Source organism: Streptomyces wuyuanensis (genome assembly GCF_900103455.1).
Lineage (GTDB): Bacteria > Actinomycetota > Actinomycetes > Streptomycetales > Streptomycetaceae > Streptomyces > Streptomyces wuyuanensis.
Genome location: NZ_FNHI01000006.1, coordinates 54,510 through 80,770, shown reverse-complemented (window position 1 = coordinate 80,770; position 26,261 = coordinate 54,510). Strand labels below are relative to the sequence as shown.

The following is a 26,261-nucleotide window of genomic DNA, read 5'->3' as shown; positions in this document are numbered from 1 at the left end:
GTGGAGGAGAGGGGGTCACTCCTCGTGGACGTAGAAGGTGTAGAACATCACGCAGAACGTCGCCGCCGCGATGATCACGGACAGGACCACCGACGTGAGGATGCTGTCGCCGGACAGGCTGTTGAGGTAGCCGACCGAGCAGCCGACGAGCGCCGCGTACGCCACCGCGCGCAGTTCACGCGGGAGGCTGTGCTGGTAGCGGCCGAGCGCGTAGCAGAGCCCGGCGATCACCAGGCAGGAGATGAGCCCGATCGCGAACTGTGCGCCCGCGGACTCTCCGGACATGCGGGCGATGAAGGACGTGTAGAGGCCGTAGATCACGCCGATCACGGCCGGCAACGCGATGCCGAGGGTGGTGCCGTGGTGCCGCTCGGGCACCGCCGCGTGGGCCATGACTGAGCTCCTTCCGCTCCCCCCGGTTCCCCTCCACCAGCGCACACCCGGGCGGCAGGCGTGGCAAGTGGATCAGGCCGGGAGCCTCCGGACGACCTGCCCCGGAACGGAGCCGGGCGGCGGTCCGAGCGCCCGCGCCGGCCCGCCTTCCGGCAAGGCGCCCACCGGAAGGGCGGCCGCCGGAATCGACGCCGTACGCCGCCGCCCGAGCCACGAACCTGCCGGTACCGCCGCCGCCCGGCGAATCCGGCACCGCCGCGCGGGCGTACCCCGAACGGCCCACCCGAAATGTCCGTTGTGCACCGTTCGGCGCATGCTGGCGCCATGAGCCAACACACTGCACGGGGCACGTCCGGGGCCGGTCCGGAAACCGGATGGGCGGCGGGGGGCACGCTCTTCGCCGGCGTCCTGATGATGGTCACCGGTGTCATCAGCATCTTCGAGGGGATCGCCGGAATCGTCGAGGACGAGGTCTACGCCCAGGTCGGCAGCTACGTCTTCTCCTGGGACCTCACCGCCTGGGGCTGGGTCCACCTGGTCCTCGGGATCCTGGTGGCGGTGACCGGCTGGGGAATCCTCAAGAACATGGCGTGGTCGCGGTATCTGGGTGTCACCCTGGCCTCGCTCAACATCATCGTCCAGTTCCTGTTCCTGCCCTACCAGCCGGTATGGGCGATCTTCTCGATGGCCATCTCGGTGTTCATCATCTGGGCGCTGGTGACCACGGAATCGCGCACCACCGCCTGATCCGGGGCCTGACGCCGGCCGCGCCCGGGCACGCGCCCGGGCGCACGCAGCCGACGCACGCACCCGCTCCGCACGCCACCGGGCGCGTGGCTAACCGCCGTTCGCCATCAGCTCGAACTCGAACGGGTCGTGCGAGGAGAAGATCCGCACGAGGCGCGGATGGGCCCGGCGCAACCGCATCAGCCGTTCCAGCTGACCCAGCCGCATCTCGTGGTCGTCGGCGACGAGCCGCTGGTGGAGCGCGAGCGGCCGGGGGCAGCGCGGGCGGCGCAGATCGATCTCGCCGTGGAAGAAGTAGGCGTCGCCGGCGTGCAGCAGCCAGCGGTCCGGCTCCTGGACCGCGACCGCGCTGTGGCCGCGGGTGTGGCCGGGCAGCGGGACCAGCAGGATGTCGGGGGCGCGCAGCACCCGCGAGGCCGGGAAGCCCATCCAGTCCGAGTCGGCGTGGTCGTGGACGACCCAGTCGACGCCGTGCGCCCACTGGGCGGGCAGATACCGGTTCGCCTCGAGGCGGGTGTCGCGCCGCATCGCCGCGCGGTACTCGTCGGCCATCACGTGGACGCGGGCGCGCGGGAAGTCCGCGAGTCCACCGGCATGGTCCAGGTCGAGGTGGGTGATAACGATGTCCCGTACGTCGTACGGGTCGTAGCCCAGTGCCCGGACCTGGTGGACGGCCGTTCGGGACAGATCCAGTACCGGCCGCATCGTGCGGCGGAAGAGCGTGCCGAGCCTTCGCGGATCGGAGACCTCGGCCGCGCCGAGACCGGTGTCGACGAGGACCAGCCCGCTCCCGGTCGCGATCAGCAGGCAGTGCGCCACGAGCGGCGTACCGCCCAGGGGGCGCATCGGCGCGCAGTCGAGGTGGTGGATGGTGACGGCTGAGCGCCGCTGGCGGATCGGGGTCGTACGCACAGACATCTGTGCCTCCTGCTCACAGGGGGATACCCGGGCGCGAGACGACCGGGCTGGGAGAGGATGGCGGCTGTGCTGTTGTGCTCGGCGGACCGTTCGCTCGTGGCTCCGGTCCCGGAAGGCGCTCATACGGACGGCCGCGTCGTGCGCGGCCGTCCGTCTTTCATCTCGCCCTGCCTCCACAGCAGTTGCGCCACTTACACCGTAAGTACGAGACAGGAGCGAAGCACTTACGCTGTAAGTCGTCAAGCGTTACCGCACGTAGCCACCCGAAAGAGGAGCCGTCGTTCATGGCCCGAGGAGCACGACCTGAAGTCCCCGGACCTCGCGAGCCGTTGAGCCGGGAACGGATCGTCGGGGCGGCACTGGTGATCATCGACGAGGAGGGCGTGGAGGCACTGTCGATGCGCCGTATCGCGGCCCGCCTCGGCGTCCAGGCCATGTCCCTCTACAACCATGTGCGCAGCAAGGACGACATTCTGGACGGGGTGACCGAGTTCATCACCACCGACATGCGGATGCCGCGTCGGATGACGGGAGGCTGGGAGGAGGGCGTCCGCGACATCGCGTACGGCTTCCGCCGGGCGTCACTGCGCCACCCGCGGGCCTGTGAACTGGTGCTGATGCGGCAGTTGTCCACTCCCACCGCGCTCGCACCGGTGGACACGATGATCGCGATGATGCTCGACCACGGCTTCGATGAGGAGATCGCCGTGCACGTGCTGCGGCTGTTCATCTCCTTCCAGGTCGGCACCCTCCTCCAGGAGGTCCGCAGCGCGCCGGGATCGGGCCGCGAGGGCCGGGCCCCGGAGGAGAGGCTGGCGGCCCGCACCGCGTACTTCGCCGGCTCCGGCTTCCCCGCCGTCGCCAAGGTCGCGCCGATCCTGGCCGTGAACGACCACGAGGCCGAGTTCGCCTTCGGCGTCGAGCTGCTCATCACGGCGCTTCGCGGACTGGCCCCGGTGGCGCGGGACTGACGCGGCTTCGGCCGGTGCCCGGCCCGGGCGGCGCGGTCCTGCCACCGTCCCCCGGCGCCGGATCGGCCGAGTGGCCGAACGGGTGCCGGGGGCGCACGCTGGTGCGTATGAGATCGAGCCATGGCATACGGAACGCCGTCATGGCCGCCGCGACCGCCGTCGCGCTCGCGGCCGGCATGGCCGGTTGTTCGAACGACAGTGGCGAGACGCCGAAGTCGGTGGCGTCCAAGGCGGGCGAGGCCGTCGAGTCGGCGACCGCGGCGGCGGCCTCGGAGATGGCGAAGATCAAGGGCGGCCTGGACGCCAAGGCCGATGTGAAGGCCGGGCCCACGGAGGCCGAGAACAACCGCCTGACCAACGAGATCACCGCGACGAACCCCACCGACAAGGCAGCCGACTACACGGTCCTGGTCAACTGGAAGGACAGCAGCGGGAATCTCCTCGACTCGACCGTGGTGTCGATCGACGCCGTTCCCCCGGGCGGTACGAAGTCGGCGAAGGCGACGACCCATCGGGACCTGTCCGGTACGCCCCCGGCCGAGATCGGGCAGGCGGTCCGGCACTGAGAGCCCGCCACGGCGGCCGCGCCGTACCCGGGCCCGGCCGCCGACGGCAGGCCGGACCCGGGCGGAACCCCGTGCCGAACTCTTCCGGGCCGTGGGCCGTTGGCCGGACATGGAGCCGGGAATCGCAGGGCGGCGCGCCGCCGGGTGGACCGCAGGAGCACTGCTCGCCGGAGTGTCGGTGGTCGCCGGCTGCCGGGTGCTCGACGTCGACGGCCCGACGCCCGTGCCGCAGTTGCTCGCGTTCCTGCCGTGGCTGCTGCTGCCCGCCGGGGCGGCGCTGCTGCTCGCCGCGTTCGCCCGGCGGCGGACGCTCCTGGTGTGGGCGCTGGTGGTGCTCGCCGTCACCGGCGGGTACGTGCAGCCCTACGGGCCGGAGCCCGCACCACCGCGCGGGCCCGTGGTCGCGCGGCTCGACGTGCTCACCGCCAACGTGGAGTTCGGGCGGGCCACCCCGGATCTGCTCGCCGCCGTCCGGCGCGAGCGGCCCGACATCGTCTTCGTCCAGGAGTGCGAACGCACCTGCTCCGCCGCGCTCGCGTCGGAGCTCTCGCGCCGGGACTACCCGTACCGCCGGGTCGTCGAGGGCGATCTCGCCGCGGGCTCCGCGATCCTCTCGGTCCATCCGCTGAGCGGCACCGGCGGCATCCCGGGCGTACTGGCCATGCCGGGCGCGGTGACGACGGTCGGCAAGAGCACCGTCCGGTTGCAGCTCGCCCACCCGCTGCCGCCCGTCCCCGGCGGACTCGACGCCTGGCGGGCGGACCTCGCCCGGGTACGGGCCTGGGCTGCCGGCAGCAGAGGGACCCCGGCCATCCTCGCGGGCGACTTCAACTCCGGACAGGACCACGCCGCCTTCCGCCGCGTCCTCGACGCGGGCGGGCTGCACGACAGCGCCCGGCTCGGCGGGGCGTTCCGCACGCCCTCCTGGCCGGCCGCCGCACCCCGGCCGCTCGGCGCGCAGATCGACCACGTGCTGGTGAGCGATGATTTCGGCGTACGCGGTGCACGCTTCCTCGACCTCCGCGGAACGGACCACCGCGCACTGATCGTCGGCCTCGACCTGCACCAGGGGTGACCGTGAAGGAGCGAGTAGGGCTGGGCCCGCCGGCGTGGCTGGTGGCCGGGCTGCGCCCGCAGCCCACACCGGTCAACCGGGCGGCGGTCGTCCGCGCCGCCGTGGCACTCTCGGCCCCCCTGGCCGTGGGCTTCGCCGTGGAACGGCCGGTGTACGGGGCACTGGTGTCGATGGGCGCGCTCTCCGGAGTCATCGGCGACACCGCCGACGCCTACCGGATGCGGATCTTCAACATCGCCGTACCCCAGGCCTTCGGCGCCGTCGGCGTCACGCTCGGCACGCTGGTGTACGACCGGCCCGGGCTCGCGGTCGCCGTCCTCACGTCGGTGGCCCTCGTCTCCGGGATGATCTCCTCGATCGGCGCGGTCGCCTCGGTCTCGGGTCTGCTGCTCCTGCTCAACGCGGTGGTCGGGGCCGGGCTGCCGATGCCCAGCCCCTGGTGGGCGGCGCCACTGCTGCTCGGCTTCGGCGGTCTGCTCGTGCTCGCGCTCGCCCTGCTCGGCTGGCCGCTGCGCGGCGGCGCGCCCGAGCGGTCGGCGGTCGCCCGCGCCTACCGGTCGGTCGCGGACCTGCTGGCGGCGGCGGGCGGCGACGCCTACGACGAACGCCGCCAGGCCGTCACGCAGTCGCTCGACGACTCGTACGATCTGATCCTCGCCCGCCGCGCCCGCGACCACGGCCGCAATCCCACGCTGGTGCGGCTGCTGGCCCAGCTCAACGCCCTGATCCCGGTCGTCGAGGCCGCCCCCGCGGCGCACCAGCGCGGCCGTCGGCTGCCCGCCGCGATCCCCGCGGCGGTACGGGTGCTCGCGGACGCCGTCGAGCGCGGCCGGCGCGGCCCGTACGAACCGGACCTGCCGGCGCCCACGACACCCACCGAGCGCGCGGTGGACCACGCGCTGCGGCACGCGGCGACCGTGGTCCTCGGGACGGACCCCGACCCCGACAACGTGGACGACCGCCTCGGCCGGCCGGCCGCGCTGGGCGTCCGCATCCGCCGCACTGCACGCGACGTGCTCTTCTCCGAGGCCTCCTGGCGCTACGGGCTGCGTCTCGCGCTCTGCATCGGCCTGGCCCAGGCGCTGGCCTCCACCGTGGAACTCGACCGGTCCTACTGGGTCGCCCTCACCGTCACCTTCGTCCTGAAGCCGGACTTCGGCTCGGTCTTCTCCCGCGCGGTGGGACGCGGACTGGGCACGGTGGCGGGCCTGGCGGTCGCCGCGGCCGTGCTGGCCGAGGTGCCGCGCGGCTGGTGGGACGTGCCCGTCATGATCGTCCTCGGCGGGCTCATCCCCGCCTTCTCGGCCAAGGGGTACGCCTTCCAGACCGCGGCGATCACCCCGGTGATCCTGCTGCTGTCCGACCTGCTCAACCGCCAGGGGATCGGGCTGGTCGGGGCCCGTCTCGTGGACAGCCTGATCGGCTGTGCGATCGCGCTGGTCGCGGGGTACCTGCTCTGGCCCGAGAGCTGGCACAGCCGGATCGGGGACCGGCTCGCGGACTCGGTCGACCACGCCGCGCGCCATGTGGGGCTGGCGTTCGGCGCCGATGCCGACCAGGGCGGGCGGGCACGGTCCCGGCGCCGGCTGTACCGGGATCTGTCCGCCGTGCGCTCGGAGTTCCAGCGGGCGCTCACCGAGCCGCCGCCCGCGGGCACGCGCGCGGCCGCGTGGTGGCCGCTCGTCGTCGCGGTCGAGCGGATCGCGGACGCCACGACCGCGGCCAGGGTCCGGGTGGACCACGGCGCCCCACCGCCCACGCGGGCCGAGGTCGACGACGTCGTACGGCACCTGCGCGAACTCGCCGAGGACATCCGTTCCCGGGAGGGGCGCACCGGGCCGCGGGCGGAGCTGGAGGGCGACGAGCGGAGCGTCCTCGAGCCGCTGCGCCAGGAGGTGACGGCGGCCCGCACCATCGCGTCCCCGTCCCCCGCGTCCAACGCGCCGGGCCCCTGAGGCCGGAGGTGTCCGGCCCCCGGGCCCGGCAGGCCGTGACGGCGGCGGCGCCCCCGCCCACCGGGGCGGAGCCGCGGGCCCCGGGCCCGGCAGGCGTCCCTGTCAGCGGGACGAGGTGCGGCCGTGGAGGCGCTCCATGTCCCGTCGGTCGCGCTTCGTCGGCCGGCCCGCGCCCCGGTCCCGCACTCCCATCGGCGCGGTGAGTTCGCGCGGCGGGGGCGCAGGGCTGTTGTCCACGTAGCACTGCACCGCGGCGGGCGCACCGACGCGCTTGCGGATGATGCGGGAGACCACCACGATCCGCTCCCGGCCCGCGTGGAAGAGGCGCACCTCGTCTCCGGCCCTCAGCGCGTGCGCGGGTTTGACGCGCTCGCCGTTGACCCGGACATGCCCTCCGCGGCAGGCCGTCGCCGCCTGGGAACGCGTCTTGGTCAGCCGCACGGACCAGATCCAGCTGTCGACCCGCACGGTGCCTTCCGCAGCCCCTGGGGTCCCTGCGTCATCCGCCATACCACCGAGGGTACGGGGGACGACTACGATGCGCTCCGTCCCCCGTCGCGGAACCACCCCTTCAGTGCGGACGGCGACCCTGATCCATCGCCACATGGCCTGCCACACAAGGACATTCGATGAGCAGCAACACCGGCAGAGGGCTCCAGCCCAACGTCCTCGGTACGTTCGACACCATCGTGATGGCGGTCGCCGGGAGCGCCCCCGCCTACTCGCTCGCCGCGACCACCGCCGTCCTGGTGGGCGCGGTGGGCCTGGCCGGTCCGGCCGCGCTGCTGTACTGCGCGATACCCATGCTCGGCATCGTCCTGGCCTTCGGCCGCCTCGGCCGGATCGACGTCAACGCCGGAGCGAGCTACTCCTGGGTGGGCCGCACGCTCCACCCCTGTCTCGGCTTCCTCTCCGGCTGGGCCCTGGTCGTCTCCGCGACGATCTTCATGGTGGCCGGCTCGCTGCCGGCCGGTGCGATGACCCTCGCGCTCTTCGACCCGGGCCTCGCCGACAACACCGGGCTCGCGGCGCTCGTCGGCGCCGGCTGGTTCCTGGTGATGCTGCTTGTGGTCCTCGGCGGGGCGCGGCTGACCGTGCGGGCACAGCTGCTGATGACCGGCGTCGAGGTGCTGCTGCTCGTGCTGTTCCTGCTGGCCGCGCTGCTGCACAAGGGTTCCGCGGCCGCCTTCGACTGGTCCTGGCTGGGCTTCTCGCACTTCGACGGCGCCTCGGGCTTCGCCTCGGGCGCGCTCGTCGCCGCGTTCTACTACTGGGGCTGGGACGTCACGAGCAACCTCAGCGAGGAGACGCGGAACAGCCGCAGGACGGCCGGTGTCGCGAGCCTCGTCGGCGTCGGCGTGGTGCTCCTGCTCTTCGTGGCGTTCACGGTGGCCGTCAACACCATCCTCACGTCCGAGCAGATCCGGGCGGGCAGCGGAAACGTCCTCGGTGTGCTGGGCGACGAGATCTGGCCCGGCGTCGGCGGCAAGCTGCTGATCATCGCGGTGATGCTGTCGACGGTCGCGACTCTGGAGACCACCCTGATCCAGGTCACCCGCTCGCTGTTCGCGATGGGCCGGGACCGCACGATGCCCTCCGCGCTCGGCACCGTGCACGAGCGCTGGAACACCCCGTGGGTCGCGATCGCCGTGGTCGGCGCGGTCGCTCTGGTGATGCTCTTCGCCGCGACCGCTCTCGGCTCGGTCGGCGACGTGCTCTCCGACGCCGTGAACGCGATCTCCCTCCAGATCGCGGTGTACTACGGCCTCGCGGGCATCGCCGCCGTCGCCGCTTACCGCAGCATGGTGCTGACGTCGGTGAAGAACTTCGTGCTCGGCGGCGCATGGCCGCTGCTCGGCTCGGCCTTCATGTTCTGGATCTTCTTCGAGTCGCTCGGCGAGCTGAGCACCGCCTCGCTCGTGATCGGCCTCGGCGGACTGGCGGCCGGGGTGGTGCCGATGCTCTGGTACTGGCGGCAGGGCAGCACGTACTACCGGCCCGCGAAACTGGACGCGGCCCGCGCCATCGAGGCGGAGGCCGCGTACTCCGGTTCGGCCTCCACCCGGCACGACGGTCCTCGCGACGCCATGGCGACGGACTTCTGACCGCAGAAAGCAGGCAGGGACATGGTTGCTGCTCGCCGCCGTTTCGAGCCGGTCTTCGACCCGGACTTCGGTGACCGCGCGCTGACGGAGGCCCGCCACGACATCGTGATCGGGCGCTGGCAGGGGGTGCGCGACCTGCTGCACGCCACCGGGCGGGACTGGCCGCGCCGCACCCACCGGCTGCGGCAGCTCTCGCACGCGGCGGCGGGCTCCTCGGCCGTAGAGGCGTGGTGGGCGGCCGAACCGGACAACTCCGACGCGGCCGTGCTGCGCGCCGCGACCGCGGTCGTCCGGGTCTTCGACGACGCCATCGCGCGGGGCCGGGGCACGGCCGTGGACCGCGACCGGATCGACGTGGCGGTGATGGCCTGCATCGGTGCCGCCGAGGCGGCGCCCGCCGATCCCATGCCCTGGGTGTCGCTGCTGACGGTGGCCCGGCTGTACGACGGCGGGGTGGGACGGCGCCAACTGCGGTCCTGGTGGGACGAGTTGCGGCGGCGCGACCCCGACAACATCGAGGGCCACGTGCAGTTGCTGCGCTACTGGTCGGCACGCTGGCACGGCACGCACGGCTCGATGTACGACGTCGCCCGCGACGCGGCGGGCGCCGCCCCGCCCGGCTCCCCGCTGCCGGTGCTCGTGCAGATCGCGCGGGTGGAGGAGTTCCGCTACGTGGCGGAGTGCTCCCGCGGGCGGGCCCCGGTGCGCGACTTCGGCCAGCACTGGAAGCACGAGCTGGCGGTGACCGAGGTGAAGCGGACCTGGCAGCGGTGGATCGGCGGCCGGCCGGAGGGCCCCGTCCTCCCGGAGGAGGTGGCCGAGCTCAACTACCTGGCACACGCAGCCTGCTACGCGGGCGAGACCGACGTGGCGCGCCGGCTGTTCACGATGCTGGGCGCGAGGGCGGCGCGAGTTCCCTGGTCGTACACGGGCGACCCCGCCGAGCAGTTCGTCCGGTTCCGCACGGCCGCCGACCCGGACTGACGCCCCCGTCCGGCACGGTGCGCGCAGCGGACGGGCACGGCCTCCCCCGCGGGCCCGGCGGGAGCTGCCGGGCCCACGGGGCTCACCGGGGTCAGACGCCGATGTCGCGGCCGTCCTTGCGGTAGACGGCGACGACCGACGGGCGCACGAGCCGGCCCGGTCCGTCGGGCCACTCCGAGGCCGGCTTCTCGACGGTCGCCCCGTCGACCTCGCCCGGATGCTGGACCGCGACGAGAACCCGGCGGTCCTGGATGATCGGACCGCAGGTCTCGGCGCCCTTCGGGACCGTGAGGAACTGCTTCAGCTCACCGCGGCGCTCACCGGTCGTCGCGACGCCGAACAGGCCGTCGTGCGAGCCGAGCTGGGCGCCGTCGGTGGAGATCCACAGATTGCCGTGCGGGTCGAAGGCCACGTTGTCCGGGCAGGAGATCGGGCTGACCGTCTCCTTCGGGTAGCCGGCGAAGTAGGTGGCCGGGTCCTCCGGGTCGCCCGCGACCAGGAACAGCCGCCAGGCGAAGCCGTCGGCCGACGGGTCGTCCCAGTGCTCGGCGAGCTCCAGGATCTGGCCGTGCTTGTTGAGATTGCGCGGGTTGGCCTCGTCCGCGCCCGGCTTGCCGGCCTTGCCGCGGTCGGTGTTGTTCGTCAGCGCGACGTACACCCGGCCCGTGCGCGGGCTCGGCTCGACGTCCTCGGGGCGGTCCATCTTGGTGGCGCCGACCTTGTCGCCCGCGAGGCGGGTGAAGACGTACACCTCCTCGGCGGTCATGCCGGGGACGTGCGAGACGTCGCCGGTGGCCAGCGGGATCCACACGCCGCTGCCGTCGAACTCGCCGTCGTTCGGGAGCTTGCCGGTGCCGTCGACGTCCTGGGGGGAGTCGCCGGTGAGCTTCGCGACGTACAGCGTGCCCTCGTCCAGCAGCGTCAGGTTGTGCTCGCGGGCGGCACGGCTGTCGCCCTTCTTCATCCGCTTCGACGAGACGAACTTGTAGAAGTAGTCGAAGCGCTCGTCGTCGCCCATGTACACGACCGGGCGGCCGTCACGGGTCAGCCGGGGCTGGGCGGCCTCGTGCTTGAAGCGGCCGAGGGCCGTGCGCTTGCGGGGCGTCGAGTCCGGGTCGTACGGGTCGAGCTCGACGACCCAGCCGAAGCGGTGCGACTCGTTGGGCTCCTGGGCGGCGTCGAAGCGCTTGTCGAAACGCTCCCACTTGCGCTCGGTGGCACCGGTGGTCAGGCCGTAGCGCTTGTCGGTGGCGCTGGTGCCGTTGGCGAAGTACTGGTTGAAGTTCTCCTCGCCGTGGAGCGTGGTGCCCCAGGGGGTCGTGCCGCCGGCGCAGTTGTTGAGCGTGCCGAGGACCTTGGTGCCGGTCGGGTCGGCGGACGTCCTGAGCAGGGCGCTGCCCGCGGCCGGGCCCGTGAGCCGGAACTCGCTGGTCGCCGTCAGACGGCGGTTGAGCCAGTGTCGGGAGACGGGCGTGAGCCTGCCGCTCTTGCGCTCCTCCTGCACGACGACCACGGACAGTCCGTGTGCGGCCCAGGCGATCTCGACCTGCTCGCGGGTCGGGTTGGCGGCGTCGTAGCCCTTGAACATGAGGACTTCGTCCGTGTACTCGTGGTTGGCCACGAGTACCTGGCGGCCGTGCTCGCGCAGCGGGAGCAGGCTGAGGAAGTCGTTGTTGTAACCGAACTGGCCGGCCTGCGCCTTCGCCGTCTGCCTGTCGGCGTCGAAGGCCGGCGCCCCGCGCAGGATCGGCTCGCCCCAGCGGATCACCACGTTCTGCGTGTACCCGGCGGGAACGGTCACCTTGTCGGCGGTGTTGGGCTCGACCGGCGAGAAGCGCAGACCACGGGCACCGTCCGCGGCGCCGCCCCCGGGTCCGCCGTGGCGGGCGTCGCCGGCGGCGGGCACCGCGGCGGCCTGCGCGGACGGTGCGTTCTGCGCGATGACGGCTCCGCCTGCGGCCGTGGCGACGGTCACGACGGCGGCGGTGCGCATCATCGAACGGCGGGACAGCGTCGCGGCGATGACGTCGCCGGCGTACTCGTTTGCGCTGGTGTTCGGCACCTCGTGGAAGCAGGCGTCACCGCAGCGGTAGCGGCAGGTGAGGGCGGAACGACCGCCCGCGTGGTTCGAGCTCAGGAGCGGCAGGATTCTGCGCACGTCTTCCCCAATCCCCTCGGCGCACCCCGCGCCGACATCGTGTCGGAATGTCTCCGGCCGTGACGGTAGGGGCACATGTGTGCAGTGCGGAGGCAGCCAGGTGAACGAGGGATGAATCCGGAGCGACCGGGGCGCTCTTGACGCGGGAGGGGCTTGCGGCCGTACGGAAGAGGCGGCCGCTAACCTTACGTGTCCGCGCTGGCCGGAGCTGCGGCGTTGCCCCAGCCAGGCCGGACAATGCCGGAAAATGCGGACATTGATCGCACCCAATTCACGCGAAAGGCCTCGCTCATGGGCATTCGGAGCTTGCTGCGAAAGGTGTTTGGACGCGAGCGTACGGAGTCGTCCTCACCGGCCTCCACGACGACCCCGACCGTCCCCGCGTCCGTCCCGCCCCAGGCCGAGGCCCCCAACCCGCAGGACCGTGCGGCAGATCTGGTGGCAGCGGCGTTCGACACTCCCCCGGGCACGCGCCCGACGATCCCGCCGGCCCGGACGCCGTCCACGCCCGACGCCGCGACGGGAGAGAGGACGACGGACGCGGACACGTCCACCGGTAAGGAACCGGCCGCGGCCGGGCGGGAGAAGCCCGCTGAGGACGGTGCCCCCGAGACCGCCGTGGCTGCCGAGGCCGAGGCCACCCCGGCCGGCGAGCCGGCGACCGCGGCCGAAGTGCCCGCGGCCGGCTCGGAGACGGCTCCCGCCGCGAAGGACGCGGACGGCACGACGCCGGAGGCCGCGCCTGCCCCCTCGGCCGACGCCGAGGACGCCAAGCCGGTGGCCGGCGCGGACGAAGCCCCCTCCGCCGCCGACGTGGACACGGACGCGGAGGAGCCGGACGCCGCGCGGGTCGAGCCGGTCACGGCGGAGACGGCCGCCGGGACCGGTACCGCGGTGGAGCCGGGCACCGACGCCGACGCGGCGATCGCGAAGCCCGCGGAGGAGGACGCGGCGCAGGCCGAGGCCGTCACCGCGGACGCGACCACCGACGCCGTGGAGTCGTCCGCCGGGTCGGACACCGCCGCCGGGGCGGACCGGGCCGCGGACGACACCGCCCCCACGACTCCCGAGCCCGTCGCCACCGACGGCAAGGCCACCGGGACGGCCCCGGCCGACGATGCGGACGCGCCCGAGGCCGAGGCCGTCGCAGCGACCACCGAGGCCGAGCCGGTCGCCGCCGCGACCGCGGCCGCCGGCACGGAGGCCACCGTCGAAGCCGAGCCCGTGGCAGCGACCACCGAGCCCGAGGCCGTCGCAGCGACCACCGAGGCCGAGCCGGTCGCCGCCGCAGCCGCCGGCACGGCGGCCACCGAGCCCGAGACCGACGCGGAGCCGGTCGCGGAGCCCGAGCCGGTCGCCGCAGTCGCGGAGCCCGAGCCCATCGCCGCCGGGCCCGAGCCGAGCGAGGCAGCCCCCGAGCCCGAGCCCGCCGCCGCATCCACCACCGACGACGCCGCATCGGGCAAGCCCGCCTTCTCCCTCGCGCGGGTCAAGGCGCGGGCCGCGGGTCTCGTCGGGGCGTACAAGGCCGCCGGGGTGGCGCTCAAGGGGGCCGGGGCCGCCGGGGCCCGGGCGAAGGTCTACCTCGTGCTGGACCGGTCCGGGTCGATGCGGCCGTACTACAAGGACGGCAGCGCACAGCAGCTCGGCGAGCAGACCCTCGCGCTCGCCGCGCACCTCGACGAGGACGCGTCCGTCCACGTCGTGTTCTTCTCGACGGACATCGACGGCACCGGCGAGCTGACGCTCGCCGAGCACGAGGGCCGCGTCGACGAGCTGCACGCGGGCCTCGGCCACATGGGACGAACCAGCTACCACCGGGCCGTCGAGGAGGTCGTCGCGCACTTCGAGAAGTCGGGCGCAGACGGGCCCGCACTCGTCGTCTTCCAGACCGACGGCGCGCCCGACGCCAAGCAGCCCGCCAAGCAGGCGCTCGCCGATGCTGCGGGCAAGCCGCTCTTCTGGCAGTTCGTGGCGTTCGGCGAGTACGAGGCCAAGGGCTTCGACTTCCTGCGCAAGCTCGACGCCGACGCCTCCGTGGAGAACGCCGCCTTCTTCCACGCCGGCCCGGACCCCCGCGAGCTCACCGACGAGGAGCTCTACGAGGGTCTGCTCGGCGCCTTCCCGAAGTGGCTGGACCGCCGCGAAGGCTGATCGCCGCGAACCCGACCGGTGCGGCCCCGGCGGCCGCACCGGTCACGGACGGCGGAGTCCCCGCGCGGGGACTCCGCACGGGCCGCCCCCCGCCGCGGTCACGGCTCGCCCCGCACCGGCAGCGACACCCGCACCACCAGCCCACCTCCGGGACCGGACCCAGCCGGTCCCGGCTCCGCCCGCACCGTCCCGCCGTGCGCCACGGCGATCGACCGGACGATGCTGAGGCCGAGCCCCGCGCCCGGCCCCATCCGGTCCCGCCCCTCCCCGCGGCGGAACGGCTCGAAGAGTCCGGCGACGTCCGCGGCCTCGACCACGGGGCCGGTGTTCGCGACGGTCAGCAGACCGCCGCCGGCCGACACTTCGACCGACCCGCCCGGGACGTTGTAGGCCACCGCGTTCGCCACCAGATTCCGTACGAGCTGGGCCAGCAGCAGCCGGTTGCCGCGGACCGTCCCGGCCCGCGAGACGTCCGCGTGGACGCCGTGCCGTGCGCATTCCTCCTCGACGACGTCGCCCAGCCCGACATCCGCCTTCTCCGTCTCCTCCAGGCCCCGTTCGCTGCGCGCCAGCACCAGCAGTCCCTCGATGAGCCGCTCGCTGCGGCGGTTGGCGTCCAGCAGGACCTGCTTCACGTCCGAGTCCTCCAGGCCCACCTGGATCGCGGTCCGCTGTGTGGCGAGCGGCGTCCGCAGCTCGTGCGAGGCGTTCGCGATGAACCGGCGCTGGCTGTCGAAGGCCTTCTCCAGCCGCGCCAGCAGCGCGTCGACCGTGTCGCCCAGCTCCTTGAGCTCGTCGTCGGGGCCGCGCACGGCGATCCTTCCCCAGCCCTCGCCCCGGGGGACTCCCGCGGGCGTGCGCTCGGAGAGCCTTCTCGCCCTGGCGGTCATCTCGTGGACCGGGCGCAGCACCCGTCCCGCCGTCCACCACCCCACGACCACCGCGCACACCGCCGTGCCCAGCAGTGCGAAAGCGGACCAGATGAGCATCTGCTCGGACGCCGCGTCGCTCACGTTGCCCGTCAGGTCGGACAGCCGGTGGACGGTCACCGGCGACGTGGGCGCACTGGCCTCGCGCAGGGCGATCGCCGCCGCCTCGTCCCGCGTGCCGGTCCTGGACAGCAGGTTCACGATCGCCAGCAGACAGGCGCCGAGCACCAGGAAGACCGCGCCGTAGACCATCGCGATACGGGTCCTGATCGCGGAGCCGGCGCCGAGCCTGCCGGTCACAGCACGTACCCCACGCCCTGGAGGGTGCGGATGAGCCCCGGCTCCCCGAGTTTTCCGCGCAGCTTGCTCATGCACACCCGCACCGCGGCCGTGAACGGGTCCGCGTGCGCGTCCCAGGCCCGTTCCAGGAGTTCCTCCGCGGACACCGCGGCACCGTCCGCCTCCAGCAGGATCTGCAGCACGGTGAACTCCTTCGGGGAGAGTTCCAGGTCCCGTCCGTCGCGATGGGCCGTGCGCCGCACCGTGTCGAGCCGCACCCCGTGCCGTTCCAGCGTGGGGGGCAGCGGGGGCCGGGCGCTGCGCCGCCGCAGGGCCCGGACGCGCGAGACCAGCTCCGGGAACTCGAACGGCTTGGTCAGATAGTCGTCGGCGCCCAGGTCGAGCCCCGCCACCCGGTCCTCCGTGGAGGCGGCCGCCGTCAGCATCAGGATGCGGGTCGTCGAGGCGGTGGCGACCAGCTCGCGGGCCACGTCGTCCCCGTGCTGCCGGGGCAGGTCGCGGTCGAGGACGACCACGTCGTAGGCGTGGAGACCCAGCTGGGCGAGGGCCTCGTCACCGCTGTGGACGGTGTCGACGGCGAAACCGGCCTTCCGCAGCCCGGTGGCGACCAGCGCCGCCAGCACTTCCTCGTCCTCCGCGACCAGTACCCGCATCCCCCCTTCCTACCGGAACGGATGTTTCGGGAACCTCTCCAGGGGCGGAGCGATGCCTTCCGCACCCGGCCTCGGACGGCCCGGTCCGGTGGCCGGTCCGCCGGCGCGGTTCGGGCGGTCGGGTTTTATGCGTGTGAGTCGATCTTCCGGCGGCCGTTAGGATTTCGACCATGGCGGCCACTGGATCCGAGAAGCAGGGGACGAGCGAAGGCGTGAAGGCCTTCTACGTATCGACCCCCATCTACTACGTCAACGACGCTCCTCACCTGGGCCACGCCTACACGACCGTCGCAGGCGACGTGCTCACGCGCTGGCACCGTCAGCGCGGCGAGAAGGTGTGGTACCTCACCGGCACGGACGAGCACGGTCAGAAGATCATGCGCACCGCGGAGGCGAACGGCGTCACCCCGCAGGAGTGGTGCGACAAGCTCGTGGAGGAGGCGTGGAAGCCCCTCTGGGAGCACCTGGAGATCGCGAACGACGACTTCATCCGCACGACCGAGCGCCGGCACACCGACCGCGTCCAGGAGTTCGTGCAGGACCTGTACGACAAGGGCGAGATCTACAAGGGCGGGTACGAGGGCCCGTACTGCGTGGGCTGTGAGGAGTACAAGCTCCCCGGCGAGCTGCTGGACGGCGAGGGGGAGTACGCCGGCGAGAAGCTGTGCCCCGTGCACAAGAAGCCGGTGGAGATCCTCAAGGAGGAGAACTACTTCTTCAAGCTCAGCGAGTACGGCCCGAAGCTGCTGGAGTTCTACGAGTCCAACCCCGGCTTCATCCAGCCCGAGTCCGCCCGCAACGAGGTCGTGAACTTCGTCAAGCAGGGCCTGCAGGACCTGTCGATCTCCAGGTCGACGTTCGACTGGGGCATCCCGATCCCGTGGGACGAGAAGCACGTCATCTACGTGTGGGTCGACGCCCTGCTGAACTACGCGACGGCGGTCGGCTACAACGAGAACCCGGCGAAGTTCGAGGACACGTTCCCCGCGAATGTCCACCTCGTCGGCAAGGACATCCTCCGCTTCCACGCGATCATCTGGCCCGCGATGCTGATGGCGCAGGGGCTCCCGGTGCCCGGGAAGATCGCGGCCAACGGCTGGCTGATGGTCGGCGGCGAGAAGATGTCGAAGTCGAACCTGACGGGCATCAAGCCGCAGGACCTGACCTCGCACTTCGGCGTGGACGCGTACCGCTGGTACTTCCTGCGCGCGATCGCGTTCGGCCAGGACGGATCGTTCTCTTGGGAGGACTTCTCCGCCCGCTACACGAGCGAGCTCGCCAACGACTACGGCAACCTGGCGTCGCGGGTCGCCGCGATGGTGGGCAAGTACTTCGGCGGCTCGCTGCCGGGGACATCCGCCGACGGCGAGGCCGAGAAGGCGGTCCAGGCGGGCCTGGCGAAGGCCGTGGCCGAGGCCGACCGCAAGATCGGCGAGGAGCTGGACTTCCAGGGCGGGATCCTGGCGGTCTTCGACTTCGTGAAGCAGGTCAACGGCTACATCACGGAGCAGGAGCCGTGGAAGGTGGCCAAGGACGAATCCGAGGAGGGCCGGGCCCGCCTCGCGACCATCCTCTACACGGCCGCCGAGTCGCTGCGCGCCGTGGCCGTGCTGCTGAACCCGGTCATGCCGGACACCTCGCAGAAGCTGTGGGACTCCCTCGGCGCGGAGGCGTCGCTCGGCGCTCTGGCCGACCAGCGGGTCCAGGACGCGGCGGAGTGGGGCGGGCTGCCGGCGGGCTCGACGGTGACGAAGGGCGCGGTGCTCTTCCCGCGTCTCGAGGAGCCCAGCAAGGCCTGAGCGGCCGGAGCGGACGGTACTCGCCGCCGACACCGGCCGCGTGCGTGACGCGCGCCCGAGCGTACGGACGGGCCTGGGACACGGTTTCCCAGGCCCGTCCGCGTATCCGACGCCCGACGGTGGGCCGGCGGGTCAGCGCGCCAGTGAGACGCTGTCCCCCATCACCACCACCGGCCGCTTGTCCGGGTCCAGCAGGCGCAGCAGGTCCGCCATCCGGTCCAGTCCGAGCGAGACGCAGCCCTGGGTGGGGCCGTCGTGGTCCACGTGGATCCAGACGCCCCCGCCGCGGTCCCAGCCCATGGGCCGCCGCTCGTCGAGCGGGGTCAGTCCGGACTCCCGGTTGTAGTTGATCGCGACGACGTAGTCGAAGGACCCCCGCAGGCTCTCGCCCCGGAAGCCGGTGCCGATCGCCACGAACTCCTCGGACTGGTGGTAGGGGAGTTTCGTGCCCGGGTCGGGCAGTCGGCCGCCCGCGTCGGTGAGCCCGAAGACGCCGATCGGCGAGCGGTGGTCCCCGGCCCAGTGCTCGTCGGTCCAGCCCTTCAGGGCGTTGCGTGCGGGCCAGGGCCCGGCGACCGCCCGCCAGACCCTCTCCTCGTCGCGCTCGTAGAGCGTCGCCGTGGACTCGCTCGAGTTCGTGGACCTCCCTCTCACCACGAAGGCCTGGTCGGTGCCGTCGGGGACGAGGCCACTGGTCCTGGGCCCGAGCCCGGGGAGTCCGGCCCGGTCCGCGGCGGGCGGCCCGGCGTGCGGTCCCGCGGCCGAACCGGCCGGCGGGCCGGCGTACGGCGCCCCGGCGTCGGGTGCCGCGGTCCGGGGGCCGGCGGCCGGGGGCGGCGCCGAGGGCTTCGCGCAGCCCCCGAGCAGCAGTCCGGCGGCCAGCAGTGGCAGCGCTGCTCTGGTCAGTACGGTGCTGAGCACTCCGCGATGTCCTCTCGTGATCCTCGCGCGGTGCGAGCGGCCGGACGGTCCGGGCGGTCACACGGCGCGTGCGGTCCGGGCGGCTCCCGCGGCGCGTCCCGCGCCGGGCGGCCGGGTCCCGGTGGGCCGTCGACGGCTCTTCGCGTGCATTCCCGCTGCCGTGCCGCCCCTCGTCGGCGCGGCGCCGTGAACGACTCGGAAGGAGCACGAAAACAACGCGGAAGGGCCCGGAACCTGATGGTTCCGGGCCCTTCCGGGATCGCTGCCGCGTCAGTGCCGCCGTACGGCCCGCCTCACTCGGCGGCCTCGCACGGCCTCACTTGGTGGGCTTGTACGGCGTCGCCTTCGCCGGGCCCTTGTAGATGCCGATGTGCAGCTCCTTCAGACGGGCTTCCTCGACCTCCGCGGGGGCGCCCATCAGCAGGTCCTGCGCGTTCTGGTTCAGCGGGAACGCGATGGTCTCGCGGATGTTCGGCTCGTCGGCCAGCAGCATCACGATGCGGTCGACGCCCGGGGCGATGCCGCCGTGCGGCGGGGCGCCGTACTGGAAGGCGCGGAGCATGCCGGAGAACTCGCGCTCGACGGTCTCACGGTCGTAGCCCGCGATCTCGAAGGCCTTGAACATGATGTCGGGCTCGTGGTTCCGGATGGCGCCGGAGGACAGCTCGACGCCGTTGCAGACGATGTCGTACTGCCAGCCGAGGACGTCCAGCGGGTCCTTGGTCTCCAGGGCCTCCAGACCGCCCTGCGGCATGGAGAAGGGGTTGTGCGAGAAGTCGAGCTTCCCGGTCTCCGGGTCCTTCTCGTACATCGGGAAGTCGACGATCCAGCAGAACCGGAAGACGTTCTCCTCGAAGTGGCCGGAGCGGCGCGCGGCCTCGACCCGCACCGCTCCCATGATCTTGGAGACCTCGTCGAACTCGCCGGCGCCGAAGAACACGGCGTGACCGGGCTTGAGGCCCAGGCGCTCGGTGAGGACCTCGACGTTCTCCTCGGTGAGGAACTTGGCGATCGGGCCGGAGAGGGCGCCGTCGTCACCGACACGGACCCAGGCCAGGCCCTTGGCGCCCTGCTCCACGGCGTACTCGCCGAGCTGGTCGAAGAACTTCCGCGGCTGGTCCTGGACGGCCGGCACCGGCAGAGCCCGGACGTGCTTGCCGGCGAACGCCTTGAACTCGGAGCCCTCGAAGACGTCGGTGATGTCGACGAGCTCCAGCTGCGCCCTCAGGTCCGGCTTGTCGGAGCCGTACTTGAGCATCGCCTCGCGGAACGGGATCCGCGGGAACGGCGAGGTGACGTGGCGGCCCCCGCCGAACTCCTCGAACAGCTCGGTCATCAGCCGCTCGACCGGCTGGAAGACGTCCTCCTGCTCGACGAAGCTCATCTCGATGTCGAGCTGGTAGAACTCGCCGGGCGAGCGGTCGGCGCGGGCGTCCTCGTCGCGGAAGCAGGGCGCGATCTGGAAGTAGCGGTCGAAGCCCGCGATCATCAGCAGCTGCTTGAACTGCTGCGGGGCCTGCGGCAGGGCGTAGAACTTGCCGGGGTTCAGCCGCGACGGCACCAGGAAGTCACGGGCGCCCTCGGGGGAGGTCGCGGTGAGGATCGGGGTGGCCATCTCGTTGAAGCCGAGCGCGGTCATCTTGTGCCGGATGGCGGAGATGACGGCGGTGCGCAGCATGATGTTGCGGTGCATCCGCTCGCGGCGCAGGTCCAGGAAGCGGTACTCCAGGCGCCGCTCCTCGTTGACGCCGTCGTCCGTGTTGATCGTGAACGGGACCTGGGCGGAGGAGCCGAGCACCTCGACCTCGGTGACCTCGATCTCGACCTCGCCGGTCGGCAGGTCCGGGTTGACGTTGTCGGCGCCGCGGGCGGAGACCTTGCCGTCGACGCGGACGACGGACTCCTTGGACAGGTGGCTCAGGGCCTCGTTGGCCGGCGTGCCGGGACGGGCGACGAGCTGGACCAGACCGTAGTGGTCGCGCAGATCGATGAAGAGGATGCCGCCCAGGTCTCGGCGATTGTGCAGCCAGCCGCTCAGCCGGACGTCGGTGCCGACGTCAGAGGCGCGGAGCTCGCCGCAGGTGTGGGACCTGTACCGATGCATCGTCGTTCATCCAGTCTTCGCGATGGGGGATGTGGGCGGACCCACCCAGGTTACCGCCCGGCCCGTGGTCGCCCTTCCGGATTACGGCGCGGTGCAGCGCGGCCCGGCGGTGCGGCGGCTCCGCGGTGACAGGCCGGGCCCTCGGACCCAGCGGGTGTGGGCCGGAGCAAGCTGAATACAGTAGGAAAATGCGCACCGAGGACGTCCTGGCCGCGACGGCGACCGGCCTGTGGCGCTGGGACAACGCCTCCGGGACCGTGAGCCTCGACGCGGAGGCCGCCCGGCTGCTCGGGCTGCCCGGTGGGGGCGGCACGTACACGTCCTCGGCCGTGCGCTCCCGACTGCACCCCGTCGACTGGAACGAGGTCAACGGCATCATCGGGCTCGCGGTGGCCGAGGGGACCCTGGCCGAGTCCCGGGTCCGGGTCGTCGACGAGGAGGGGCGGGTGCTGCGCGTCGTGCGCAGCCGCTGCAAGCCGGTGCCCGAAGGGGACGGCTACCACCTGTTCGGCACGATCCAGGAGGTCCCCGAGCCGCAGCCGGGCACGAGCGCCCACACCCCCGTGACCGGTGACTGGCGGCGCTCCCGCGAGGCGTTCCTGCTGGACGCGGGCCGGGCGCTGGCCGAGGCCCGGTCAACCGCCGAGGTGCTGCGGGTGGCGGCCTCGCTGTCGATGCCGGGCTTCTCGCCCGACGGGCTGGCCGTCTTCGGCGTCACCGCGGACCGGCTCAAGGTCCTCGGGCATCACGGCTACGACGAGCACGAGGCCGGTCCGCTCGCCGACATGCCGCTCGACACCGAGTACCCGGTCGCCGAGGTCATCCGCACGGGACGGGCCCTCTACGTGCCGACGCCGGAGGAGTACCGGCGCCGGTATCCCACGATGTGGCCGCTGATCGAGGTCTACGGCAGGCAGTCGTGGGCCTTCCTGCCGTTGATCGTGGCGGGCCGCACGATGGGCACCTGGATGGCGGCGTTCAGCCATCCCGTCGCCTTCACGCCCGACGAACGCTCGGTCCTGACCACCGTGGCCCGGATGCTGGCGCAGGCACTGGCCCGCGCGGGGGTCGCCGAGAACGAACGGGAGCTGTCGCGGGGCCTCCAGCGATCGATGATGCCGTCGCTGGGACCGGGCATCCCGGGCATGTCCGTGGCGGCCCGGTACGTGCCGACCGGCGGCGGCCTCCAGGTCGGCGGCGACTGGTACGACCTCATCCCGCTGCCCGGCGGCGGATCCCGTCCCGAGGGGCCGGGGGGCGGGAGGATCGCGCTGGTCATCGGCGACGTCCAGGGCCATGACGTACGGGCGGCGGGGCTGATGGGGCAGCTGCGCACCGCCCTGCGCGCCTACGCCTCCGAGGGCCACCGCCCCGACGCGGTGCTGGCCCGGGCATCCCGCTTCCTGGCCGGGCTGCACGACTACACGGAGAGCGAGGCGTACGACGACGGCGACCCCGTGGGCGGCCACACCGCCCCGCGCTTCGCGACCTGCCTCTACCTGGAGTGCGATCCCGCGACCGGCACGATCGACATCGCCCGGGCGGGGCACCCCGATCCGGCGATCAGGATGGCCGACGGCACGGTGATCCTGCGCCCCACGGCCGGGGGTCTGCCGCTGGGGATCGACCCGGACTCCGACTACCCCACGACGCAGATCGTGCTGGAGCCCGGGGAGACGATCATGATCTGCACGGACGGGCTGCTGGAGACCGGCGGCCACGACCTGGACAGCGGATGGGCGCGGATCCGGGCCGTGCTGGAGGAGCACCGGGACGAGGCGGGCTCGCTGGAGAAGCTCGCGGACGCGCTGGTGCAGGCCGTGCACGGGCCGGCCTCGCACCACACCACCGGTCCGCTCTCGGACCGGCGCGAGGACGACATCGCGGTCGTGCTGCTGTCCCGGCACGGCAGGCCGGCCCGCCGTGCCCCGCGGCGCACGGTCCTGACCGTCCGCCAGGCCGAACCGGAGCGGATCTCGGCGGCGCGGCGGCAGATGCGCGATCTGCTGCACGACTGGGCCGACGAGGAGCAGATCGACTCGGCCGTGCTGATGGTCTCCGAGATGGTCACCAACGTGCTCGTGCACACCGACGGGGACGCGCTGATGGTGGCGGAGGCGGTCGGTGAGCACGGCTGCCGGCGGCTGCGGGTGGAGGTCTCGGACACGAGCGACGAGCTGCCGCACAAGCGGAGTCCCGGCGAACTGGCGTCGTCCGGCCGGGGCCTGGTGCTGATGGAGATGCTCGCCGACCTCTGGGGCGTGGATCCGAGGGGCGAGGGCAAGTCGATCTGGTTCGAGCTCTACGAGCCGGGGCCGCTGGACGGGCCCCCCGAGGTGCTGCCGCCGGGTCCCTGCGTGGGCTCGCCGACGGCCTCGTAGCGGCTGCGCAGCTCGCCGACGATCCCGAACGCGGCGGCCGTGAGCGGCACGGCCATCAGCATCCCGAGGATGCCGGCGATGCCGGCACCCGCCGTGATCGCCAGCATCACCACCGCCGGGTGCATCTGGACGGTGCGGCTCTGGATCATCGGCTGGAGCACGTGCCCCTCCAGCACCTGCACGGCGAGGACGACGCCGAGCGCCCAGAGCGCGATCACGAAGCCCCGGTCGGCGAGCGCCACCAGCACGGCCATCGAACCGGAGATGAACGCCCCTAGATAGGGGATGTAGGCGAAGACGAAGACCAGCGCGCCCAGCCCGACCGCGCCGGGAACCCGCAGGATCAGCAGGCCGACCGTGATGCAGACGGCGTCGATCAGGGCGATGAACGTGGTGCCGCGCATGAAGCCCTCGACCGCCTCGAAGGCCCGGCGCCCCATCGCCTCCGCCGTGTCCCCGGTGGACTGCGGAACGAGGGAGCGCAGGGTGGAGACCGCGCGGTCGGAGTCGCGGAGGAAGAAGAAGATCAGCAGCAGGGCCAGCACGGCGATGGCGACCGTCTCGCCCACGACGCTGATGCCCGAGATCACCCCGGACGCGGCCGTCCCGCCGAACTTGGAGAGCAGCTCCCTGGAGTTGGTGGTCAGGTCGTCGAGGGAGGTGCCGGCCGCGCCGAAGTGCCGGGCGAGGTCGGCTGCGGCCTGCTTGAGGGAGGCGATGATCTGGTCGCCGGACTCGATCAGCGCGTTGACCACGATGTACAACGCCCCGCCGACGACGGCGACGACGGCCGCACAGGTGATCCCGGCGGCGAGCGAGCGCTGCACCTTCATCCTGATCAGCCGCCGGTGCAGCGGGCCGAGCAGGGCGGTGCCCAGCAGCGCGAGCAGCAGCGGGGTGACGGCGGTCTTGAACTCGACGACCAGCCAGATGCCGACGGCGGCGACCCCCGCGACGAGCAGCGCGACGGCACACCAGGCGGCGACTCGCTGCACGGGCCGGGGGAGAAGGGTCTGCGGCGGCACGTACCCAGCCGATCACGTCCGGCGCACCCCGTCCCGTCCGCCGGGCCGGACGGGTGACGCCCTGTCAGTCGGGACCGGAGGGGGACTCGTCGGTCAGGGTGCGTCCGGTTGCCTCCCGGAGGCCCGGGGCGGGCGGTGTCGGCCGCCCACCCCGGGTTGCCGTCCCCGGAGCCCGGGGGACTCACATGCCGTGTACGGCCGGAATGGTGCCGAGGCGGCCCTTCTGGAAGTCCTCGAACGCCTGCTGGAGCTCCTCGCGGGTGTTCATGACGAACGGCCCGTAGTGCGCCATCGGCTCCCGGATCGGCCGGCCGCCGAGCAGCACGATCTCCAGATCACCGGTGCCCACGCCGTCCTGCTTGTCGTCGGCCCGCACGGTCAGGGCGCCGCCCTCGCCGAAGACCGCGGTCTGGCCCTTGTGGACGGGCCGGCGCTCGGCGCCGACCGCGCCCCGCCCGGCGAGGACGTAGGCCAGGCCATTGAAGTCCTCGCGCCACGGCAGCGTGATCTGCGCGCCCGGCCGCAGGGTCGCGTGGATCATCGTGATCGGCGTGTGGGTGATGCCCGGCCCCTCGTGCCCGTCGAGCTCGCCGGCGATCACCCGGAGCAGGGCGCCGCCGTCAGGGGAGGTCAGCAGCTGCACCTGGCCGCCGCGGATGTCCTGGTAGCGCGGGTCCATCATCTTGTTCGCGGCCGGGAGGTTCACCCAGAGCTGGAGCCCGTGGAAGAGCCCGCCCGACATGACGAGGTCCTCCGGCGGGGCCTCGATGTGGAGCAGCCCTGAGCCGGCCGTCATCCACTGGGTGTCGCCGTTGCGGATGGTGCCGCCGCCGCCGTTGCTGTCCTGGTGGACGAAGGTTCCGTCGATCAGGTAGGTGACGGTCTCGAAGCCGCGGTGCGGATGCCAGGGCGTGCCCTTGGGCTCGCCCGGCGCGTACTCCACCTCGCCCATCTGGTCCATCATGATGAACGGGTCGAGGTGCTTGTAGTTGATCCCGGCGAACGCGCGGCGCACCGGGAAGCCCTCCCCCTCGTACCCCTGGGGGGCCGTGGTCACGGCGAGTACGGGCCGCTGCACGGCGTCGTCGGCCGCGGTGACGCGCGGCAGGGTGAGCGGGTTCTCGACAGTCACTGCAGGCATGGGAACCTCCTTGTGCGTCCAGATTAGTTGAATCCTGAACTTCTCGCCACCCCCAACACGGATCCCCCGGGACGCATTCCCGGAGTCCCGCAGCGGACGGCGTACGGAACGGGACGGTCCGCGCGGAAGCCCCGGCACGCAGACGACCGGCGAGCATCGCGGGAGGTGCTCGCCGGTCGTCGGCGGAGAGAGGAGAGAGAAGGGGGTGCGGGACTAGCCGTACATGCGCCGCATCGCGAAGTCGACCATCTGCTCGACGGCCTTCGCGTCGAAGACCATCCGGTGCTCGCCCTCCATGTCGAGGACGAAGCCGTACCCGGTGGGCAGCAGGTCGATCACCTCCGCGCCCGTGATCACGAAGTACTTGGACTCCTTGCCCGCGTACCGGCGCAGTTCCTTGAGCGAGCTGAACATCGGGATCACCGGCTGCTGGGTGTTGTGCAGGGCCAGGAAGCCGGGGTTGTCGCCGCGCGGGCAGTACACCTTCGACGTCGCGAAGACCTGCTGGAAGTCCTCCGCGGAGAGCGAACCCGTCGTGAAGGCCCGCACCGCGTCGGCGAGCGAGGGGGGTGACGGCTCGGGGTACAGCGGTTGCTCGCCGTAGCCCGCTCCGGGCATCCCGGCACCGGGCATGCCCGCACCCGACATCGGCTGCTGCGGCGGGGGGCCGTAGTGCTGCTGACCGCCGGGGGTCTGGTCGTAGCCGTACATGGGCGCAAGCCTACCGAGGCTCCGCCGGGAGCGGGCCCGACCGCCGGCCCCGCCTCAGCGGCCGAGCCCCCGGACCTGATCGCGCCGGCGACGAGCGTCTCGGGTGCCCGCGAGGGCACGGCGCGGGCCTCGCCCTGCCGGACGCGGTCAGTCTGCGCCGGGGTGTGGACCGCGGCCCGGACAGCAAGACAGTCTGGTGTGAGCCGGCGGGCCCGGAAGTGCCGTCGGATGCGGGCCGCGTCACAGATGCCCGTTAGGGGTTGCTTCTTAT

The 26,261-nt window shown here is 72.6% G+C and carries 21 protein-coding genes; 10 read left to right on the top strand and 11 right to left on the bottom strand.

Translation table 11 applies throughout. The features are described from left to right. Positions 1 to 15: 15 nt before the first annotated feature. Entirely contained in the window at positions 16 to 393 is a 378-nt protein-coding gene (locus BLT82_RS10980) for a hypothetical protein (protein ID WP_093653726.1), read from the bottom strand. Between the two features lie 324 nt (positions 394 to 717). On the opposite strand from BLT82_RS10980, the gene BLT82_RS10975 reads away from it, so the two are divergent. Further along, on the top strand, positions 718 to 1,140 hold the full coding sequence (locus BLT82_RS10975) for a DUF7144 family membrane protein (RefSeq protein WP_093653725.1): 423 nt from the start codon (positions 718 to 720) through the stop codon (positions 1,138 to 1,140). A gap of 90 nt (positions 1,141 to 1,230) precedes the next feature. Here BLT82_RS10975 and BLT82_RS10970 read toward each other — a convergent pair whose 3' ends face one another. Beyond that, on the bottom strand, positions 1,231 to 2,058 hold the full coding sequence (locus BLT82_RS10970; protein WP_093653724.1) for an MBL fold metallo-hydrolase: 828 nt from the start codon (positions 2,056 to 2,058) through the stop codon (positions 1,231 to 1,233). A gap of 284 nt (positions 2,059 to 2,342) precedes the next feature. Between BLT82_RS10970 and BLT82_RS10965 the strand changes: the two genes are divergently transcribed. The 4 genes from BLT82_RS10965 to BLT82_RS10950 all read left to right on the top strand — a co-directional run bounded on the left by BLT82_RS10965 (position 2,343) and on the right by BLT82_RS10950 (position 6,625). Continuing rightward, positions 2,343 to 3,029: a TetR/AcrR family transcriptional regulator C-terminal domain-containing protein gene (locus tag BLT82_RS10965; RefSeq protein ID WP_244291915.1), complete on the top strand. Its 687-nt coding sequence runs from the start codon at positions 2,343 to 2,345 to the stop codon at positions 3,027 to 3,029. Between the two features lie 107 nt (positions 3,030 to 3,136). Next, a complete protein-coding gene (locus BLT82_RS10960) occupies positions 3,137 to 3,595 on the top strand; it encodes an FxLYD domain-containing protein (RefSeq protein WP_244291914.1) in 459 nt (152 codons plus the stop codon). A 109-nt stretch (positions 3,596 to 3,704) separates the two neighbouring features. After that, a complete protein-coding gene (locus BLT82_RS10955; RefSeq protein WP_093653721.1) occupies positions 3,705 to 4,670 on the top strand; it encodes an endonuclease/exonuclease/phosphatase family protein in 966 nt (321 codons plus the stop codon). A 41-nt stretch (positions 4,671 to 4,711) separates the two neighbouring features. After that, a complete protein-coding gene (locus tag BLT82_RS10950) occupies positions 4,712 to 6,625 on the top strand; it encodes an FUSC family protein (RefSeq protein WP_093653720.1) in 1,914 nt (637 codons plus the stop codon). A gap of 102 nt (positions 6,626 to 6,727) precedes the next feature. Here the strand turns inward: BLT82_RS10950 and BLT82_RS10945 are convergent, their stop codons facing one another. Then, entirely contained in the window at positions 6,728 to 7,135 is a 408-nt protein-coding gene (locus BLT82_RS10945) for an RNA-binding S4 domain-containing protein (RefSeq protein WP_404203651.1), read from the bottom strand. Positions 7,136 to 7,254: 119 nt separating this feature from the next. Between BLT82_RS10945 and BLT82_RS10940 the strand changes: the two genes are divergently transcribed. Together BLT82_RS10940 and BLT82_RS10935 are read left to right on the top strand one after the other, a co-directional pair. Then, complete coding sequence (locus tag BLT82_RS10940; RefSeq protein WP_093653718.1) at positions 7,255 to 8,730, top strand: APC family permease; 1,476 nt, start codon at positions 7,255 to 7,257, stop codon at positions 8,728 to 8,730. A gap of 21 nt (positions 8,731 to 8,751) precedes the next feature. Beyond that, complete coding sequence (locus BLT82_RS10935) at positions 8,752 to 9,714, top strand: hypothetical protein (RefSeq protein WP_093653717.1); 963 nt, start codon at positions 8,752 to 8,754, stop codon at positions 9,712 to 9,714. Between the two features lie 91 nt (positions 9,715 to 9,805). On the opposite strand, the gene BLT82_RS10930 is transcribed toward BLT82_RS10935, so the two are convergent. Next, positions 9,806 to 11,872: a PhoX family protein gene (locus BLT82_RS10930; RefSeq protein WP_093653716.1), complete on the bottom strand. Its 2,067-nt coding sequence runs from the start codon at positions 11,870 to 11,872 to the stop codon at positions 9,806 to 9,808. 291 nt (positions 11,873 to 12,163) lie between these two features. On the opposite strand from BLT82_RS10930, the gene BLT82_RS10925 reads away from it, so the two are divergent. Then, positions 12,164 to 14,026 (top strand): VWA domain-containing protein, encoded by a 1,863-nt coding sequence (locus tag BLT82_RS10925; protein WP_093653715.1) that lies wholly within the window; start codon positions 12,164 to 12,166, stop codon positions 14,024 to 14,026. Positions 14,027 to 14,124: 98 nt separating this feature from the next. Here BLT82_RS10925 and BLT82_RS10920 read toward each other — a convergent pair whose 3' ends face one another. Both BLT82_RS10920 and BLT82_RS10915 read right to left on the bottom strand, forming a co-directional pair. Then, a complete protein-coding gene (locus BLT82_RS10920; protein ID WP_093653912.1) occupies positions 14,125 to 15,207 on the bottom strand; it encodes a sensor histidine kinase in 1,083 nt (360 codons plus the stop codon). 44 nt (positions 15,208 to 15,251) lie between these two features. Continuing rightward, complete coding sequence (locus BLT82_RS10915) at positions 15,252 to 15,908, bottom strand: response regulator transcription factor (RefSeq protein ID WP_093653714.1); 657 nt, start codon at positions 15,906 to 15,908, stop codon at positions 15,252 to 15,254. 170 nt (positions 15,909 to 16,078) lie between these two features. Here BLT82_RS10915 and metG point away from each other — a divergent pair, with 170 nt between their 5' ends. Continuing rightward, entirely contained in the window at positions 16,079 to 17,707 is a 1,629-nt protein-coding gene (metG, locus tag BLT82_RS10910) for a methionine--tRNA ligase (protein WP_093653713.1), read from the top strand. 132 nt (positions 17,708 to 17,839) lie between these two features. On the opposite strand, the gene BLT82_RS10905 is transcribed toward metG, so the two are convergent. Further along, the gene (locus BLT82_RS10905; protein WP_093653712.1) at positions 17,840 to 18,628 is read right to left on the bottom strand and encodes a hypothetical protein; all 789 of its coding nucleotides are present in this window, start codon (positions 18,626 to 18,628) and stop codon (positions 17,840 to 17,842) included. A 316-nt stretch (positions 18,629 to 18,944) separates the two neighbouring features. Further along, entirely contained in the window at positions 18,945 to 20,732 is a 1,788-nt protein-coding gene (gene aspS, locus BLT82_RS10900) for an aspartate--tRNA ligase (protein WP_093653711.1), read from the bottom strand. Between the two features lie 188 nt (positions 20,733 to 20,920). Between aspS and BLT82_RS10895 the strand changes: the two genes are divergently transcribed. Next, positions 20,921 to 23,113, top strand: a complete 2,193-nt coding sequence (locus tag BLT82_RS10895; protein ID WP_093653710.1) for an ATP-binding SpoIIE family protein phosphatase — start codon at positions 20,921 to 20,923, stop codon at positions 23,111 to 23,113. Here the strand turns inward: BLT82_RS10895 and BLT82_RS10890 are convergent. The 3 genes from BLT82_RS10890 to BLT82_RS10880 all read right to left on the bottom strand — a co-directional run bounded on the left by BLT82_RS10890 (position 23,035) and on the right by BLT82_RS10880 (position 25,990). Beyond that, on the bottom strand, positions 23,035 to 24,138 hold the full coding sequence (locus tag BLT82_RS10890) for an AI-2E family transporter (protein WP_093653709.1): 1,104 nt from the start codon (positions 24,136 to 24,138) through the stop codon (positions 23,035 to 23,037). The two genes, BLT82_RS10895 and BLT82_RS10890, sit on opposite strands and share 79 nt — an antisense overlap. Before the next feature lie 181 nt (positions 24,139 to 24,319). After that, positions 24,320 to 25,279, bottom strand: a complete 960-nt coding sequence (locus BLT82_RS10885; RefSeq protein WP_093653708.1) for a pirin family protein — start codon at positions 25,277 to 25,279, stop codon at positions 24,320 to 24,322. A gap of 213 nt (positions 25,280 to 25,492) precedes the next feature. After that, entirely contained in the window at positions 25,493 to 25,990 is a 498-nt protein-coding gene (locus BLT82_RS10880; protein ID WP_093653707.1) for an SseB family protein, read from the bottom strand. Positions 25,991 to 26,261 lie beyond the last annotated feature (271 nt).

Bases quoted from the DNA above. Each gene is read 5' to 3' on its own strand.
- BLT82_RS10980 (WP_093653726.1), bottom strand. From the start codon at position 393: ATGGCCCACGCGGCGGTGCCCGAGCGGCACCACGGCACCACCCTCGGC.
- BLT82_RS10975 (WP_093653725.1), top strand. From the start codon at position 718: ATGAGCCAACACACTGCACGGGGCACGTCCGGGGCCGGTCCGGAAACC.
- BLT82_RS10970 (WP_093653724.1), bottom strand. From the start codon at position 2,058: ATGTCTGTGCGTACGACCCCGATCCGCCAGCGGCGCTCAGCCGTCACC.
- BLT82_RS10965 (WP_244291915.1), top strand. From the start codon at position 2,343: ATGGCCCGAGGAGCACGACCTGAAGTCCCCGGACCTCGCGAGCCGTTG.
- BLT82_RS10960 (WP_244291914.1), top strand. From the start codon at position 3,137: ATGAGATCGAGCCATGGCATACGGAACGCCGTCATGGCCGCCGCGACC.
- BLT82_RS10955 (WP_093653721.1), top strand. From the start codon at position 3,705: ATGGAGCCGGGAATCGCAGGGCGGCGCGCCGCCGGGTGGACCGCAGGA.
- BLT82_RS10945 (WP_404203651.1), bottom strand. From the start codon at position 7,135: ATGGCGGATGACGCAGGGACCCCAGGGGCTGCGGAAGGCACCGTGCGG.
- BLT82_RS10940 (WP_093653718.1), top strand. From the start codon at position 7,255: ATGAGCAGCAACACCGGCAGAGGGCTCCAGCCCAACGTCCTCGGTACG.
- BLT82_RS10935 (WP_093653717.1), top strand. From the start codon at position 8,752: ATGGTTGCTGCTCGCCGCCGTTTCGAGCCGGTCTTCGACCCGGACTTC.
- BLT82_RS10925 (WP_093653715.1), top strand. From the start codon at position 12,164: ATGGGCATTCGGAGCTTGCTGCGAAAGGTGTTTGGACGCGAGCGTACG.
- BLT82_RS10920 (WP_093653912.1), bottom strand. From the start codon at position 15,207: ATGGTCTACGGCGCGGTCTTCCTGGTGCTCGGCGCCTGTCTGCTGGCG.
- BLT82_RS10915 (WP_093653714.1), bottom strand. From the start codon at position 15,908: ATGCGGGTACTGGTCGCGGAGGACGAGGAAGTGCTGGCGGCGCTGGTC.
- metG (WP_093653713.1), top strand. From the start codon at position 16,079: ATGGCGGCCACTGGATCCGAGAAGCAGGGGACGAGCGAAGGCGTGAAG.
- aspS (WP_093653711.1), bottom strand. From the start codon at position 20,732: ATGCATCGGTACAGGTCCCACACCTGCGGCGAGCTCCGCGCCTCTGAC.
- BLT82_RS10895 (WP_093653710.1), top strand. From the start codon at position 20,921: ATGCGCACCGAGGACGTCCTGGCCGCGACGGCGACCGGCCTGTGGCGC.
- BLT82_RS10885 (WP_093653708.1), bottom strand. From the start codon at position 25,279: ATGCCTGCAGTGACTGTCGAGAACCCGCTCACCCTGCCGCGCGTCACC.
- BLT82_RS10880 (WP_093653707.1), bottom strand. From the start codon at position 25,990: ATGTACGGCTACGACCAGACCCCCGGCGGTCAGCAGCACTACGGCCCC.